Here is a 15,689-nt window from a genome sequence, read left to right on the forward strand (position 1 = left end):
TAAAAGTGATACTAATAACACTAAAAATTACAATTTAAAATGTGTGTTTTGTGTAAAGCATCATTAAATTAAAACTAATAATAATGAAAAAAATAATTGTACCCATAGATTTTTCTGAACATTCAGAATTTGCATTAGAAGCTGCAGCAAGTTTAGCACAAAAATTTGGTTCTGAACTAATTGTATTACACATGTTAGAATTGTCTAATGCTGTTATATCTTCAGCAAGTGATACATTAAGTCAAGAGGCAGTTTTTTATCTAAAAATGGCAGAACAAAAGTTTGAAACCTTTTTAGATAAACCATATTTAAAAGACATTAAAGTGACACCAATTGTTAAACACTTTAAAGTTTGGAGTGAAGTTAATGATGTTGCAGATGAGCATAACGCCAATTTGATTATAATGGGATCGCAAGGTGCTAGTGGTATAAAAGAAGTTTTAATTGGCTCTAATACAGAAAAGGTTGTAAGACATTCTGATGTCCCTGTTTTGGTAATAAAACATAACCCTATTTTATTAGATTTTGAAAATGTAGTTTTTGCATGTGATTTTTCTGAAGAAGCTGTTGAGCCGTATTTAAATGCAAAATCAACTTTTAATAAACTTGGTGCTAAAATGCATTTGGTATATGTAAATTCTCCCGATGGCAACTTTAAAAGTTCTTCAGAAATAGATAAAAAGGTTGCCGATTTCTTAAAAAGAGCAGATGGAAATGTAGATAATTTAAATACTGTAAATGTGGTTTCAGATTATTCTATAGAAAAAGGAATTCTAAATTTTGCTAATGTTATTGGTGCAGATTTAATAGCGGTAGCTACACATGGTAGAAAAGGTTTGTCACATTTCTTTGAAGGTAGTGTTTCAGAAGATATAGCAAATCACTCTACTTTACCTGTTATGACTTTTAAAATATAGTTATAGGTGTTAGTCTTTGTTAGTTAGTTTTTTATAACATCTATTTAAAACGTCAAAAGATTTAATTCTTTGGCGTTTTTTAATTTGTTAGAATCTATATCCAATCCTTAAATGCAGATTTAGAGCTAAAAAATTAATATCTTTTATATATACATTTTTTTCTTTAAAAAGATGACCAAATCCTAAACCTATACCTGTTTCATAGGTTAAATGACTTCCAATATTACGTCTTATTCCCCAAGTAGGAATTATAGAGATATCGCTAATAAAATTAAGATGACTAGGAATAGAGCCTATTACAAGATCGGGATGATAAGTTGTTCTAATTGAAATAAAATTTCCGCTGTTGCCATCTATTCGTTTTGATTTAGAAACACGTTTGTTTAAATTATAATACCACCTAGGTTCAACTATTATAGCTGGAAGAAACACAAATACTGATTCTTCGAAATTTTCACTGAAAGCGCCAAAATCTAATCCTAGTTCACTTCGTAAAGCTATAGAATTTGTAAGCTTTGTTTCATTATGTGCCCATATACCTAAGAAACCTGTTTGGATGCCAAAAGTTGATTTTTCTACGCTAATATTTTGATTTTGAGCTTTTATTGAAATAAAAGAAGTAACTAATAATACAAAAAGAGTGTATTTCATTTTAATTGGATTAATTAAGAATGCTAATATAGCACTAATCGTTTGAGTTTGTAAGAATAGATATTGCGCGTTAATGACACTCAATAGCGCTAGAGGCTGTTTCTACAATTGGAGCAGGAGAGATATAAGGAATTCCAAGACCTAAGCCTCTTAAAATAAATAATAAGCCTATAATTACAACAAAAACTGGTATTGCCTTTTGAATACGTTGTTTTATAGTACTATTTAAAAATTTTCCTAAATATATGGCTGTAGTCATAAGTGGTATAGTGCCTATTCCAAATAATATCATATACAAACTTCCTTCAAATAAACTACCTGTTGCAATAGCTCCAAATACTGCCATGTAAACTAATCCACATGGTAAAAAGCCATTTAGAAAACCAATGGTTAAGAATGTATCTGGAGTTCTCTTTTTTAGAGCCTTGCCTAAAGAAGATTTTAATTTAGAAATTAGTTTGTAAAGTGGTTTAGAAAGGTTGTGTTTGCTAATTGTTTTATAAGGTAAAATAATAATTACAATCATTAAGATACCGATGACAATGGAGAGTTGCTGTTGAACTCCAAACAGGTAAAAACTTTTACCTAAAAGGCCAAAAACCAACCCAATAATACTATACGCGATTAATCTGCCAAAATGATAAATGGCAATTTGAGATACTTTTTTAAAGGAGTTAGAACGATCTACGGGAAGCATAAAGGCAATAGGGCCACACATTCCCACGCAATGTAAACTCCCTAATAATCCTAATATGAGAGCCGAAACTAACATTTAATATGTGATTTCAGATTTATAGAGATAAGAATTATTGTTATATTGCCAATCTATTTTAATGTTCCAACGACCATCCAACAAGCGTTTGTCAGGTATGAGCAAATTGTGGTTAGACAATGAAATTGGAGTTTCAAAATCTAATTGCTTGTTAGATGGTCTGTATAGGAACACTTTTCCTTCAATATTTTTATAATCTAAATTTTTTGGGAATGAAATCTCAATGCCTTTATTAGTTTTTTTCCATGATATATTAGTACTTAGAGTTTTAGAATGTTCTTCTTTATCAATGTCATCTTGAAATTGAAGTTCTTCTCCATAATAGTCTTCAACTACCAAATCATGATTATATTTTTTATTTGTACTCATGCTAATAACAAAGTACATGATAAATGAAATAAAACATACAAAAGCTATTACTATTGCTGTTCCCCAATTTATTTTCATAATTCTACTTCCCTAAGGAATCTCCATTTTTTTGTTTTATTCTGAAAATTTTCCAGAATTTTTATGCTAGCTATTAAATATTTTTAATTAAAAGTTCTTGGGCCTAAGAAAGATACAGAAGTAGTTTCAATTAACTCACCATTGCTGTAAAGATCAATCGTTACTTCATTTTTATCTCCAGATAAATCACTTTGTTTTAATTCAATAAATAGTGTTCCTTCAGCTATGCCTTGGGCATCTACTCCAAAGGTATCTGATGTAGAAACTACATTTATTGAGCCATCCCATCCCCTTAATTTAAAACTCAAATCATTAATGTCTTGCGATGTTTTGTTTACTAATTTAAAGGTGTAAACATTACTTATAATTCCATTGGCTTTATGTTCAAAAAGTTGCCCAGGTAAACGTAATATTCTCGCTTCAACATCACTTCTTAACAATAACATACCAGCAAGTACTCCAATTAAAATAGTAAGTACAGCGATATAACCTTTCATTCGAGCCGTTAGTTTAAAGGGCTCTTTTTTCTCTATTTCATCTTCACTTGCAAAACGGATTAACCCTTTAGGAAGATTAATACTCTCCATAATATGGTCGCACTCATCAATACAAGCAGTACAATTAACACACTCTAATTGTGTTCCGTTTCTTATATCAATACCAGTTGGGCACACTTGTACACATTGGTTACAATCTATACAATCTCCATAGCCTAATGCTTCGCGATCTTCTTTTTTTCTAAATTTCTTTCTGCCATTTTCAGCCTCACCACGTTTGTAATCATAGGCAACAACAATAGATTTGTTGTCTAATAATACACCTTGTAAACGACCATATGGACAAGCAATTATACAAACTTGCTCTCTAAACCAAGCAAATACAAAATAGAATACTGCAGTAAAAATTACTAATGGAATAAATGTACCAGTATGCTCAAAAGGCCCGTCAGTAATATATCTTAGTAATTTGTCGCTGCCAATTAAATAAGCTAAAAATACATTAGCTATTAAGAAAGAAATTACTAAGTAGATAAACCATTTTAATAATCGCTTTCTAATTTTTTCTGCATCCCATTTTTGGCGCGCCAGACGTATTTGTTTATTTCGGTCTCCGTCAATCCAATATTCAATGCGTCTAAACACCATTTCTAAGAAAATGGTTTGCGGACACATCCAACCACAAAAAACACGTCCAAAACCTACTGTAAATAGTGTTATGAAGATAACACCAATTAGCATGGAAATGACAAATAGATAGAAGTCTTGTGGCCAAAAAGGAAAACCAAAAATATTGAACCGTCTTTCTAAAATATTAAATAATAGAAATTGATTACCATTGATTTTTATAAATGGAGCAGCAAATAGAAATGCTAATAAAAAATAGCTTAATAGTTTGCGCTTCTCATATAATGGTCCAGATGGTTTTTTAGGAAATACCCATTTACGTTTACCATCTTCATCGATAGTGTTTATAGAATCTCTAAAAACTTCATTTTCTGGCGTTTCCATTTTAGGACGGCTTTACGTTGTTTCTATTAATTAGAAGCCACTGTATTTATTTCAGTTGTTTCTGTTACTTCTTCCGTTTCAGTAGCAGGCGTTTCAGAGCTGTCTTCTGCTTTAACAGAATCATCTACCCAGATGTCTCCTTCGGGTGCTTTTGGCTCTGCAGGTATAGTACCTTGAAAATTTAAAACATAACTTGCTACCTGAGCCATTTCTAACGGTTTTAGTTCAGATTTCCAAGAAACCATTCCTTTACCATCTCGTCCTCCTTCAGAAATTGTTTTAAATACATTTTTTATACCGCCTCCTAAAATCCAATGTTGGTCTGTTAGGTTAGGACCAATACCTCCTCCACCATCAGCTTTGTGACAGGCTACACAGTTAGCTTCAAAAATCTTTTTACCCGAATTTAGATCTGATGTTTCAGTTAAAAGTTCTACCGTATTAAAGTCTACTAAACCTTTTGCTGTTTTTTTGTATTCTTCAATAGCAGCATTTGCTTCAGCATATTCAATTTCATATTCTTCAAATTGATCGTTACCATTTAATACATGATAGCGTATACCATATATTACTGCAAAAACTATTGAGATATAGAAACTGTAAATCCACCAAGGCGGTAAATTATTGTCTAACTCTTTAATACCATCGTAATTATGGTCTAATATAATTTCGCTTTCTTCTTCAATAGCTTTTTGTTTACCAACTAATTTAGAGTAGAGCGCCTTAACTTTTTTAAATTCTGGAGCTTTAGACTTAGAGGCTAAATAACGTTTCTTACCTTCTTCATCTAAACTTTGATATAGAATGTTATCCATTGAACTAACAATACCTTCTATAGCAATAAGAACTAGTAATACTAATAATAAGAATAGTAAAATAATTGGTTGCTCAATAAATGCAGGTTTATCTCCTGAGTCTACAAAGTATTCAACAAGTCCAGCAATAGCAAAAAAGATTACAGGAACTCTTACATATGATGGGATTAAATTTCTCATAATTCGGTATCGTTTTGGTTGTCTAATGGTAAGTTACTTACAGTGTTTATATAATCTTTCTTGGCAGTAACGACCCAGAAAAATAATGCTACAAAGAATATAAAGAATATAAGAAGCGAAATAATTGGATAAATCTCAATGCCATCCATACTATCCATATAGTTTTTTACAAATTTTAACATAATGATTTAGTTTTGAGCCGTTTCGTTTACAATATCTTTTACTTTTATATCAGTTCCTAATCGTTGCAAATAAGCAATCATTGCAACGATTTCTCTATTGCGCATTTCAACAAAATTATCTCCTGAAGCTGCTTTATCTGCTTCGTAAGAGGCTACAAAATCAGGATCACTATATAGATTTTCTTCTATTTTTTTACCTTGCTCTAACATTGAAGCTTGTGCATTTGCAATTTCTTCTTCTGTATATGGAACTCCTAAGGACACCATAGCTTCCATTTTCTTTTCTGTTAAAGATTTATCTAGTTTGGCACCTTCACCAACAATAAGCCATTTATAAGAAGGCATTATAGAACCACTAGAGGTTGTTTGAGGATCGTACATGTGATTAAAGTGCCAGTTGTCTGAATACTTGCCACCAACTCTATGTAAATCTGGCCCAGTTCGTTTACTTCCCCAAAGGAATGGATGATCATAAACATATTCACCTGCTTTAGAATACTCTCCATAACGTTCTACCTCAGATCTAAATGGACGTACCATTTGAGAGTGACAACCAACGCATCCTTCTCTAATATAAAGGTCTCTTCCTTCTAATTCTAAAGGTGTGTATGGTTTAACACTACTTATGGTTGGGATGTTAGACTTTACAACAAGTGTTGGTATAATTTGTACAATACCTCCAATTGAAATAGCGATAGTAGCATATATTGTTAATAATACAGGCTTACGTTCTAACCAAGTGTGCCATCCTTCTCCAGAAACACGACTTTTAGAAACACGTTTTAAAGCTGGTGCTTCGGCAAGTTCATCAGTTACTTTATGGTTCGCTTTTGAAATTGTTAATACAACATTAAAAACTAAAATAAGCATACCAGAAAGATATAATGTACCACCTATAGCACGCATCCAATACATTGGCATAATCTCAGTTACAGTTTCTAAGAAGTTACCATAAACTAAAGTACCATCTGGATTAAACTGTTTCCACATACTAGCCTGAGCAAATCCAGCAACATATAATGGTAAAGTATATAGCATTATACCTAGAGTTCCTATCCAGAAATGAAGATTTGCTAATCCAATTGAATGAAGTTTTGTTTTAAATAATCTTGGCACTAACCAATATATCATACCAAAAGTTAAGAACCCATTCCATGCTAAAGCTCCAACATGCACATGTGCAATAATCCAATCTGTAAAGTGCGCAATAGCATTTACGTTTTTAAGAGATAGCATTGGTCCTTCAAAAGTAGCCATACCATAACCAGTTATTGCTACAACCATGAATTTTAAAACAGGATCTGTACGTACTTTATCCCAAGCACCACGTAATGTCAGTAATCCGTTTATCATTCCTCCCCATGAAGGCATTAATAACATAATTGAAAACGTAGTACCTAAACTTTGTGCCCATGTAGGTAAAGCTGTATATAATAAATGGTGTGGTCCTGCCCAGATATATATAAATATTAACGACCAGAAGTGAACAATGGAAAGTCTATAAGAATAAACAGGTCTATTTGCAGCCTTAGGTACAAAATAATACATTAATCCTAAGAACGGTGTTGTTAAGAAAAATGCAACCGCATTGTGTCCATACCACCATTGTACCAAGGCATCTTGAACACCTGCGTATACAGAGTAACTCTTAAAGCTACTAACAGGTAATTCTAAATTATTAAAAATATGAAGTACTGCTACTGTAACAAAAGTAGCTATGTAAAACCAAATGGCAACATATAAGTGACGTTGACGTCGCTTTATCATTGTACCAATTAAATTAATACCAAAAGCGACCCATATAACAGCAATCGCTAAGTCAAATGGCCACTCTAATTCTGCATATTCTTTAGATGAAGAATATCCTAAAGGTAATGTAATTGCAGCACCAACAATAATAAGTTGCCAACCCCAAAAGTTAATGTTACTTAATAGGTCACTAAACATTCTAGCTTTCAATAATCGTTGAGTAGAATAATAAACTCCGGCAAAAATCGCATTACCAACAAAAGCAAAAATTACAGCATTGGTATGTAAAGGTCTTAATCGACCAAAACTTAACCAAGAGACACCATCTGTCATGTTTGGGAATAAAAACATAAAGGCCAATATTAGGCCTACGAGCATCCCAACAACACCCCAGAGAATGGTTGCGTAAAGGAATTTTTTAACGATTTTATTATCGTAATAGAATTGTTGCATTTCCATATAAAAAAAATTAGTCGGTTTTAGTTTGTTTAGATATACTGTTTTTTTCTTTTACTAGTTCATCTTCAAAAAGCATGCGCACAGATGGTGTATAATCATCATCGTATTGACCTGACCTTACTGCCATTATAAAAATAACAAAGAAAGTCACGCCAACGAATACGCTAACGGCTAATAAAATATATATAACGCTCATACCTAATTGAAGTTATTGCCCAAAAATAATTAAGGGCTTATTGTTAAAACATGACAATTATCATGTTTTGTTATTTTTAATCATTCTAATTTTCTACCAAGAATATTTGTAGCTATCGTTGTAAATATAACAATGCTTATAGAGCTTAACGGCATTAAAATTGCAGCAACCACTGGTTCTAGTTGACCAGTGACAGCAAAATATAAACCAATAATGTTATAAATAAAAGACAATACAAAGCTCCATTTTATAATTTTTATAGCAGATCTTGATGCCTGGATAAATTGATATAACTGATTAAATTTTGAAGCATCTAAAATACCGTCACAAGCTGGTGAGAAGACATTAACATCTTCAGAGATGGCAATCCCAACATCGCTTTGAGCTAATGCTCCAGCATCATTTAATCCATCACCAATCATTAATACTTTTGCTCCTTCAGATTGATGATATTTTATAAATTCTAATTTATCTTCTGGTTTTTGGTTAAAAATCAATTTTGTTTTTGCTGGAAGCAATTTTTTTAAATTTTCGCGTTCACCTTCATTATCTCCAGATAATATAACTAAATCAAATTGTTGTTTTAACTGATTAAATAATTTTGAGACGCCCTTTCTGTAACTATTATAAAAGGTGTATTTTCCTTTGTAAATATTATTACTACTTATATGTACGGTAGTATTTAAAACAGACGTTTCTTTTGTGTTTCCTACAAAATTGGCAGAACCAATTTTCATGTTTATAGTGTTGTGTTTTGCTTCAATTCCCTTACCTATGTGCTCTTCAAAAGCATCAAGTGTAATAATGTTATTTTCTTGTAAAACGTTATATAAAGTTCTACTTAATGGGTGGTTAGAGCCTCTAAGTGAGTTTTTTAATACTAAATTTTCAGAATCCGATAGAACATCACCTTCATATTCAGCATTGCTTTGTTTATTAGAGGTAATTGTCCCTGTCTTATCAAAAATAATGGTATTTATTTGCGCCAATTGTTCTAAAACACTTGCGTTTTTTACATAAAACTTTAGTTTGCCAAAAATGCGCAATAAGTTACCAAATGTAAAAGGTGCAGATAGAGCTATAGCACAAGGGCATGCAATAATTAATACTGCTGTAAATACATTCATAGCTTTATTAGAGTCTACAAAAAGCCAAAATATAGTGGCGACAATAGCAACCGATAAAATAGTAATTGTAAAATGTTTACTAATAGTGTTGGTTATAGAAGTAAAGCCATCTTCTTTATTTTTACTAAAGACATCATTGCTCCATAATTGCGTAAGGTAACTTTGCTCAACAGATTTTAGAGCTTCCAATTCAATAACACCATTGGTTTGTTTGCCTCCTGCAAATAATTTATCGCCAGATTGCTTAGAGACCTTTTGTGATTCACCTGTTACAAAACTATAATCAATTTGGGCTTTACCATTAATTAAAATACCATCAACAGGAATTAACTCTTCATTTCTAATTAAAATACGATCACCTTTTTCAATATCATAAACCTGTATGGTTTCTTCATAACCTTCCTTATTTATTTTTGTTATCGCAATAGGAAAGTAAGATTTATAATCGCGCTCAAAGGATAGAAAATCGTATGTTTTTTTCTGAAAGAATTTTCCAACTAAAAGAAAGAAAACTAAACCAGCGAGACTATCAAAAAATCCTGAACCAAAATCGAATATAATTTCAATAGTACTTCTAATAAACAAAACAGAAATACCTAAAGCAATTGGCACATCTATATTTAAAATTTTGGCTTTTAATCCTTTAAAAGCTGAAATAAAATAATCTTGAGACGAATAAAACACTATAGGAAGTGAAAGCGCAAACATTAACCATCTAAACAATGGCTTGTATTGTTCTAACCAATACTCGTTCACTTCAAAATACTCAGGAAAAGACAAAAACATAATGTTGCCAAATCCAAAAGCTGCAACTCCAAGTTTGTAAATTAAGGTTCTGTTGATTTGTTGTTTTCCCGATTTAAAATCATCTAAACTAATATAAGGTTCATAACCAATAGAACTTAACAGTAAAACCACGGATTTTAAGTTGGTTGTTTCTAAATTGTAAGTAACTCTTACCGTTTTTTTGCCAAAGTTGACCTGAGAATCTGAAATATGAGGATTGAGTTTGTTAAGGTTTTCAAGAATCCAAATACAAGAGCTACAATGAATATGAGGAATATATAAAGTTGCGATTTCTATAGAGTCGCTTCTAAATTCCGTTAATTTTTCTATAATATTTTCTTGAGATAGGAAATCGTATTTTCCTTCAATTTCTTTTGGAATTGATCCAGGTGAATTTTCTAAATCATAATAACAAGTAAGGTCGTTTTCGTTAAAAATTTCAAAAACGGTTTTACAACCGTTACAACAGAATGATTTATCCTGAAACGTAATTGGATGATTACCACAGTCATCACCACAGTGAAAACAACTATTGTTTTCCATTTTAAATTTTGCTCAATTATACCTATTACAAATATGATACAATATAACACTATATTTTATGATAATTGTCATGTTTTGATTAACTTTGACTTCAATGAATTTGCTATGAGTAAGTGCGATCAATGTATTATTAGACAATTTAATTCTCTAAGAGCTTTAGGAAAAGATGATTTAATACGAATTTCGGGATGTAAAACTTCTCGATACGTTAGTAAAGGAGAAATTATCTTTAGGGAAGGTGAGAGTGTTAATGGCGTCTATTGTATTAAAGATGGTGTTTGTAAATTGTCTAAATTAAGTTCTAATGGTAAAGACCAAATTGTAAAATTGATTGTTAGAGGTGATCTTATTGGGCAACGCTCTTTAGTCTCTGATGAGAAGTCTAATCTTACTGCCATTGCGTTAAATGACATGGAAGTTTGTTTTATTCCTAAGAATGAAATAATGAATGATTTAACTAATAACGCTAGGTTTTCTTTAGATATGCTTCAGGAAATGGCAAAAGAATTGAAAATTGCAGATAATGTTATTGTAGATATGGCGCAAAAATCTGTTAAACAACGCCTAGCTGATGTCTTAATATATTTGAATGAAACATTTGATAAAGATAAGGACGGTTTTCTTAAAGTTGTTTTATCTAGAGAAGACTATGCAAACTTAGTTGGTACAGCTACAGAATCTGCGATAAGAATTTTATCTCAGTTTAAAAAAAGTGGTTTGATTTCTACAACCGGAAAACATGTGAAAATTGAAGATTTAGAAGGTTTAAGGCGCGTTGACTAAAGGAGCTTTAGATAGCATAAAAAAAACTGAGGTTCATTCTATACAAACAGAATGAACCTCAGTTTTTTAAGTATTAAGGTCTTTTTTTTAATTTATTTTAAAAGATTTTATTTCATTGAAAGGTGTTGTTTTTAAAACTTCCATTGTTGCTTTATACGCTTTCCAATCCTTTTCAAAGAAATCATTTGTTTCAGCAAATAGCTTTTCTAAAGCATCTTTAGTTTGTTTAATTAATGTAGTTTCAGTTGAAGTTAATCCGTTTTGGCTACCATTTACATACCTACTTGCAGTTCTTAAACGCTGTAATGGTGTAACCTGAGGACTTCTGGTAATACCTTGTCTTTTATCAACTTTCCCTAGATACTTATCTAATAATTGATTAATAGATTTAACCACAGATTTTGAAGTTTTAATTTCTTCTTTATATTTTTCTTTATCTAATTTGGTCAACTCTTTTTTATAATTTTCTGCTATAGTTTTATTTTCTACTAATTGTTTTACGGCATCTGCTGTGGTTTGTTGCAATTGTTCTAATTGTTTTGAAGCAGCATAAATTTCATTAATATTTTGTTGAGAAACTTCTAATCTTGGATCAGATGCTATAGTTATTTTAGTTTCTGATGTTTGGTCGCCATAATGTAGAACTGCTCTATAAGTGCCTGGTTTTACTGTAACACCTCCAGATTCTCTTGTGCGTTTTCTAATCTTACGAGAAGGTCTGTCTGCACCAGCTTCGTCCATGTTCCATGTCCATTTCTGTATACCGTTTTCCTTTGGTGCTTTTGTTTTTAAAGTTCTAATTAAACGGTCGCCATCATATAGTTTTAATGTTAGAGAATCCCATTTTACTTTGTTTTTGTCTTTTTTAGAATCAATTTCAACAGTCTCTTCATCTTCTTCATTACCTTCATCTTCCTTTGAATCAGAATCTAACGATGCATGCTTTTTAAACAAATAAGAGAATCTTGCACCTCCTTTTCTATTTTCTCCTTGGTACATAGCATCTGCTCCAAATCTGCTACCAGTTGGTTGTTGGTAAGCAGCTAAATAAGCGGTTGGCGGATCAAACAATTTAATAGTTGAAGTTAATATTGATTTATCTTTAGCCATTGCTCTTAAAGGTCTAATATCATCTAAAACCCAAGCGGCTCTTCCAAAAGTACCAATTACTAAATCGTGCTCTCTTGGGTGAATCACTAAATCTTTTACAGAAGTTGTAGGGAAACCTTCTGTCCATTTAGTCCATTGATCGCCTGCATTTATTGAAATATATAAACCATCATCCGTACCTAAAAACATCAAATTAGGTTCTACTAGATCTTCAACAATAGCTAAGGTGTAACTTTTTACATCGTTTTCATCTACAATGCGCTCCCAAGATTTGCCGTAATTTTTAGTTCTGTAAGCATAAGGTGTGTAATTAAAACGTCTATAATCATTGGCTATTAAAAGGGCTTCTCCTTTATTTTTGTTAGATGCTTTTATTTGTGCAATCCAGCTTCCTGTTGGTAAACCTTTAATGTTTTTGGTTACTTCTGTCCAAGATTCGCCTCCATTAGTCGTATAATGCACGCGTCCATCATCAGTACCAGCCCAAAGCATATCTTTTTCAACTGGTGATGGTTCAATTACTAAAATTGTACAATGGTTTTCTGCTCCAGTGGCATCCATAGTTAATCCACCACTTTCAGACTGTTTTAATTTTGAAGGATTATTGGTTGATAAATCTGGTGAAATAACGGTCCAAGTTTCACCTTTATCTGTCGATTTATGTACAAACTGACTTCCAAAGTAAATGGTACTATTATTAAAAGGATCTATGTTTATTGCTGAGTTCCAATTGAATCTAAGTTTTACATTTGCATTAGGATGTGTTGGTCTTACGCCATAGTTATTTCCTGTTTGCCAATCATATCTACTTACGTAACCTTGCTGGCTCATAGACCAACCATAACGAGAGTTGTCTTTATCTGGTATAACATCAAAACCATCTCCAAAACTTATTTCTTGCCAATAGCTATTTCTTATGCCTTGTGCACGCCAAACGTAAGCTGGTCCTCGCCAAGAACCATTATCTTGCATTCCTCCATATACATTATAAGGAAATTCATTATCTACATTAATATGGTAAAACTGTGCCACAGGAAGATTACCAATAAATCGCCATGTTTTTCCGCCATCTTTAGTAATATTCATCCCACCATCATTGCCATCAATCATAAATTTACCATTTTCAGGATGAATCCACCAAGAGTGATGATCCGGATGCACACCGTTAACAACACCATAAGCAGGCATTAATTGTTTAAAATTTTTGCCACCATCTTCAGAAACGTTGACGTAGGTAAAAATAGAGTACACTCTGTTTTCATTTTCAGGATCTACGTAAATTTCAGAATAATAGAAAGGTCTGTTTCCAATGTCGCTTTTATCATTTATTTTTTTCCATTTAAAACCACCATCTTCACTTTTGTAAAGTGCATTTTTTTTGGCTTCAACCAAAGCATAAATAACATCTGGTTTATTTGGCGCAATAGCAACACCAATGCGTCCTAAATTTCCTTTTGGAAAACCGTCTTCTTCTGTAATTTTCTTCCATGTTTTTCCACCATCATGTGTAATATGCATACCAGAACCTTCGCCTCCAGAATTAAAAAACCAAGGTTCGCGCTTATGTTCCCAAAGTGTTGCAATTAATTTATTTGGGTTTGTAGGATCCATTATTAAATCTGCAGCACCTGTTTTGTTGTTAGCAAATAATATTTTATTCCAAGTTTCGCCTCCATCTGTAGTTTTAAAAACACCACGTTCTGGATGTTCTCCCCAAGGTGAACCAATGGCGCCAACGTAAACCACATCAGGATTTGTTGGGTCTACAATAATTCTATGAATATGTCTTGTTTTCTCAAGACCCATTGCTATCCAGTTTTTTCCACCATCTAAAGATTTATAAATTCCATAGCCACCATTTAAAGAGTTCCGTGGATTGCCTTCGCCTGTACCAACCCAAATAACACTTGGGTTAGATTGCTGAATCTCAACAGCACCAATGGAAGCGGTAACTTCTTTATCAAAAACAGGCTCCCAAGTAATGCCTCCAGAATTAGATTTCCATAAACCACCAGAAGCTGTACCAACATACATAACATCGGGATTATTAGTAACCACATCAATGGCTGTAACTCGGCCAGACATGCCTCCAGGACCAATATTTCTTGGTGACATGTTTTTTACTAAGTCCATTGAAAAGTCTTGTGCAGAAATAATAGTTATGCAACAGAGCATAACAAGAGAGAGAAATTGCTTCATTTTATAGTGGTTAATTAAGTAATGCTTAAAATTAAGTAAAATAATTATAGAAATCTTAAGGACTTGTTAAGTTATCTCTAAGTCTGTTTATTGGTTTGAAAATTCATTATTTTTACATAGCTATGAATAAAAAAATAAATAAAAGAGGCTTTGTATTTAAAACCTACGAAGCACCAAATCAGTCGCCTTTTGAAAAACTCTTTGAGATTTTTAAAGAATTAATCACACATACCTCGGGAGATTTTGACGAAGCCATAGATTGGTTACGTCAATTAGACAAAGAGTATAAACTCACCACACCAGAGTATACCATTGATGATTTTATAGAAGATCTAAAAAACAAAGGTTATATACGTGAAGAAATTGATCCTAATGGAGCAGGTGAAGGTGGAATGATTATTACTGCAAAAACCGAACGAGCTATAAGGCAACAGGCTTTAGACCAAATTTTTGGTAAAATTAAACGCAGTGGTTCAGGCAATCATAAGAGTAAAGGTGTTGGTCTTGGTGATGAGCATACAGGTGATTTTAGAACGTATCAATTTGGAGATAATCTAGACAAAGTTTCTATGACCGAAAGTATTAGAAACGCTCAAATAAATAATGGTATAGGCGATTTTAGTCTCACTGAAGATGATTTGGTGGTAGAAGAAACTCTTCATAAAAGTCAGATGAGTACTGTTTTGATGATTGATATTAGTCACAGTATGATTCTTTATGGAGAAGACAGAATTACACCTGCAAAAAAAGTTGCTATGGCTTTAGCAGAATTAATTACCACGCGATACCCAAAAGATACATTAGAAATCTTGGTATTTGGTAATGATGCGTGGCCAATTAAAATTAAGGAATTACCATACCTAAAAGTAGGACCTTACCACACTAATACGGTTGCAGGTTTGCAATTAGCCATGGATATGTTGCGCAGAAAACGTAACACTAATAAACAGATTTTTATGATTACTGACGGTAAACCAAGTTGTTTGCGTTTGCCAGATGGTCAATATTATAAAAACAGTAATGGTTTAGATCCATATATAACTAACAAATGTTATGCAATGGCACAGCAGGCGAGACGATTACATATTCCAATTACGACATTTATGATTGCAGAAGACCCTTATTTAATGCAATTTATTAGAGAATTTACGCAAGCCAATAGAGGGAAAGCATTTTACACTGGCTTAAAAGGTTTGGGTGAAATGATTTTTGAAGATTACGAGAATAACAGAAAAAAGAGGATTAAAGGATAAAAAAAGAAAAAG

General features: G+C 32.3%; 13 protein-coding genes. 3 read left to right on the plus strand and 10 right to left on the minus strand.

Annotation, left to right across the window (positions count from 1 at the left end; translation table 11 throughout):
* Positions 1-83: 83 nt before the first annotated feature.
* Complete coding sequence (locus HNV10_RS11860; protein WP_173301602.1) at positions 84-917, plus strand: universal stress protein; 834 nt, start codon at positions 84-86, stop codon at positions 915-917.
* 87 nt (positions 918-1,004) lie between these two features.
* On the opposite strand, the gene HNV10_RS11865 is transcribed toward HNV10_RS11860, so the two are convergent.
* The 9 genes from HNV10_RS11865 to HNV10_RS11905 all read right to left on the minus strand — a co-directional run bounded on the left by HNV10_RS11865 (position 1,005) and on the right by HNV10_RS11905 (position 10,332).
* Positions 1,005-1,568, minus strand: coding sequence for a hypothetical protein (locus tag HNV10_RS11865; protein WP_173301603.1), 564 nt, complete (start codon positions 1,566-1,568; stop codon positions 1,005-1,007).
* A 70-nt stretch (positions 1,569-1,638) separates the two neighbouring features.
* Positions 1,639-2,340: a sulfite exporter TauE/SafE family protein gene (locus HNV10_RS11870; protein ID WP_173301604.1), complete on the minus strand. Its 702-nt coding sequence runs from the start codon at positions 2,338-2,340 to the stop codon at positions 1,639-1,641.
* On the minus strand, positions 2,341-2,787 hold the full coding sequence (locus HNV10_RS11875) for a FixH family protein (RefSeq protein WP_173301605.1): 447 nt from the start codon (positions 2,785-2,787) through the stop codon (positions 2,341-2,343). It lies immediately after the preceding gene.
* An 83-nt stretch (positions 2,788-2,870) separates the two neighbouring features.
* Entirely contained in the window at positions 2,871-4,295 is a 1,425-nt protein-coding gene (gene ccoG, locus HNV10_RS11880; RefSeq protein ID WP_173301606.1) for a cytochrome c oxidase accessory protein CcoG, read from the minus strand.
* Between the two features lie 26 nt (positions 4,296-4,321).
* The gene (locus HNV10_RS11885; protein ID WP_173301607.1) at positions 4,322-5,290 is read right to left on the minus strand and encodes a cbb3-type cytochrome c oxidase N-terminal domain-containing protein; all 969 of its coding nucleotides are present in this window, start codon (positions 5,288-5,290) and stop codon (positions 4,322-4,324) included.
* Entirely contained in the window at positions 5,287-5,472 is a 186-nt protein-coding gene (locus HNV10_RS11890) for a CcoQ/FixQ family Cbb3-type cytochrome c oxidase assembly chaperone (RefSeq protein ID WP_173301608.1), read from the minus strand. Before HNV10_RS11890 ends, HNV10_RS11885 begins: the two co-directional genes overlap by 4 nt.
* 6 nt (positions 5,473-5,478) lie before the next feature.
* Entirely contained in the window at positions 5,479-7,680 is a 2,202-nt protein-coding gene (ccoN, locus tag HNV10_RS11895; protein ID WP_173301609.1) for a cytochrome-c oxidase, cbb3-type subunit I, read from the minus strand.
* A gap of 10 nt (positions 7,681-7,690) precedes the next feature.
* A complete protein-coding gene (gene ccoS / locus HNV10_RS11900) occupies positions 7,691-7,876 on the minus strand; it encodes a cbb3-type cytochrome oxidase assembly protein CcoS (RefSeq protein WP_173301610.1) in 186 nt (61 codons plus the stop codon).
* Between the two features lie 80 nt (positions 7,877-7,956).
* Complete coding sequence (locus HNV10_RS11905) at positions 7,957-10,332, minus strand: heavy metal translocating P-type ATPase (RefSeq protein WP_173301611.1); 2,376 nt, start codon at positions 10,330-10,332, stop codon at positions 7,957-7,959.
* Between the two features lie 105 nt (positions 10,333-10,437).
* Here HNV10_RS11905 and HNV10_RS11910 point away from each other — a divergent pair, with 105 nt between their 5' ends.
* Positions 10,438-11,115, plus strand: a complete 678-nt coding sequence (locus HNV10_RS11910) for a Crp/Fnr family transcriptional regulator (protein WP_173301612.1) — start codon at positions 10,438-10,440, stop codon at positions 11,113-11,115.
* A gap of 87 nt (positions 11,116-11,202) precedes the next feature.
* Here HNV10_RS11910 and HNV10_RS11915 read toward each other — a convergent pair whose 3' ends face one another.
* Entirely contained in the window at positions 11,203-14,424 is a 3,222-nt protein-coding gene (locus HNV10_RS11915; protein ID WP_173301613.1) for a VPS10 domain-containing protein, read from the minus strand.
* A gap of 122 nt (positions 14,425-14,546) precedes the next feature.
* On the opposite strand from HNV10_RS11915, the gene HNV10_RS11920 reads away from it, so the two are divergent.
* Positions 14,547-15,677, plus strand: a complete 1,131-nt coding sequence (locus HNV10_RS11920) for a vWA domain-containing protein (RefSeq protein ID WP_173301614.1) — start codon at positions 14,547-14,549, stop codon at positions 15,675-15,677.
* The last annotated feature ends 12 nt before the right edge of the window (positions 15,678-15,689 follow it).

This window comes from Winogradskyella litoriviva, from assembly GCF_013249065.1.
GTDB classification, from domain to species: Bacteria; Bacteroidota; Bacteroidia; order Flavobacteriales; family Flavobacteriaceae; genus Winogradskyella; species Winogradskyella litoriviva.

Coding starts and splice junctions, on each gene's coding strand:
- HNV10_RS11865 (WP_173301603.1), bottom strand. CDS start 1,568: ATGAAATACACTCTTTTTGTATTATTAGTTACTTCTTTTATTTCAATA.
- HNV10_RS11875 (WP_173301605.1), bottom strand. CDS start 2,787: ATGAAAATAAATTGGGGAACAGCAATAGTAATAGCTTTTGTATGTTTT.
- HNV10_RS11870 (WP_173301604.1), bottom strand. CDS start 2,340: ATGTTAGTTTCGGCTCTCATATTAGGATTATTAGGGAGTTTACATTGC.
- HNV10_RS11915 (WP_173301613.1), bottom strand. CDS start 14,424: ATGAAGCAATTTCTCTCTCTTGTTATGCTCTGTTGCATAACTATTATT.
- ccoN (WP_173301609.1), bottom strand. CDS start 7,680: ATGGAAATGCAACAATTCTATTACGATAATAAAATCGTTAAAAAATTC.
- HNV10_RS11890 (WP_173301608.1), bottom strand. CDS start 5,472: ATGTTAAAATTTGTAAAAAACTATATGGATAGTATGGATGGCATTGAG.
- ccoG (WP_173301606.1), bottom strand. CDS start 4,295: ATGGAAACGCCAGAAAATGAAGTTTTTAGAGATTCTATAAACACTATC.
- HNV10_RS11920 (WP_173301614.1), top strand. CDS start 14,547: ATGAATAAAAAAATAAATAAAAGAGGCTTTGTATTTAAAACCTACGAA.
- ccoS (WP_173301610.1), bottom strand. CDS start 7,876: ATGAGCGTTATATATATTTTATTAGCCGTTAGCGTATTCGTTGGCGTG.
- HNV10_RS11905 (WP_173301611.1), bottom strand. CDS start 10,332: ATGGAAAACAATAGTTGTTTTCACTGTGGTGATGACTGTGGTAATCAT.
- HNV10_RS11860 (WP_173301602.1), top strand. CDS start 84: ATGAAAAAAATAATTGTACCCATAGATTTTTCTGAACATTCAGAATTT.
- HNV10_RS11910 (WP_173301612.1), top strand. CDS start 10,438: ATGAGTAAGTGCGATCAATGTATTATTAGACAATTTAATTCTCTAAGA.
- HNV10_RS11885 (WP_173301607.1), bottom strand. CDS start 5,290: ATGAGAAATTTAATCCCATCATATGTAAGAGTTCCTGTAATCTTTTTT.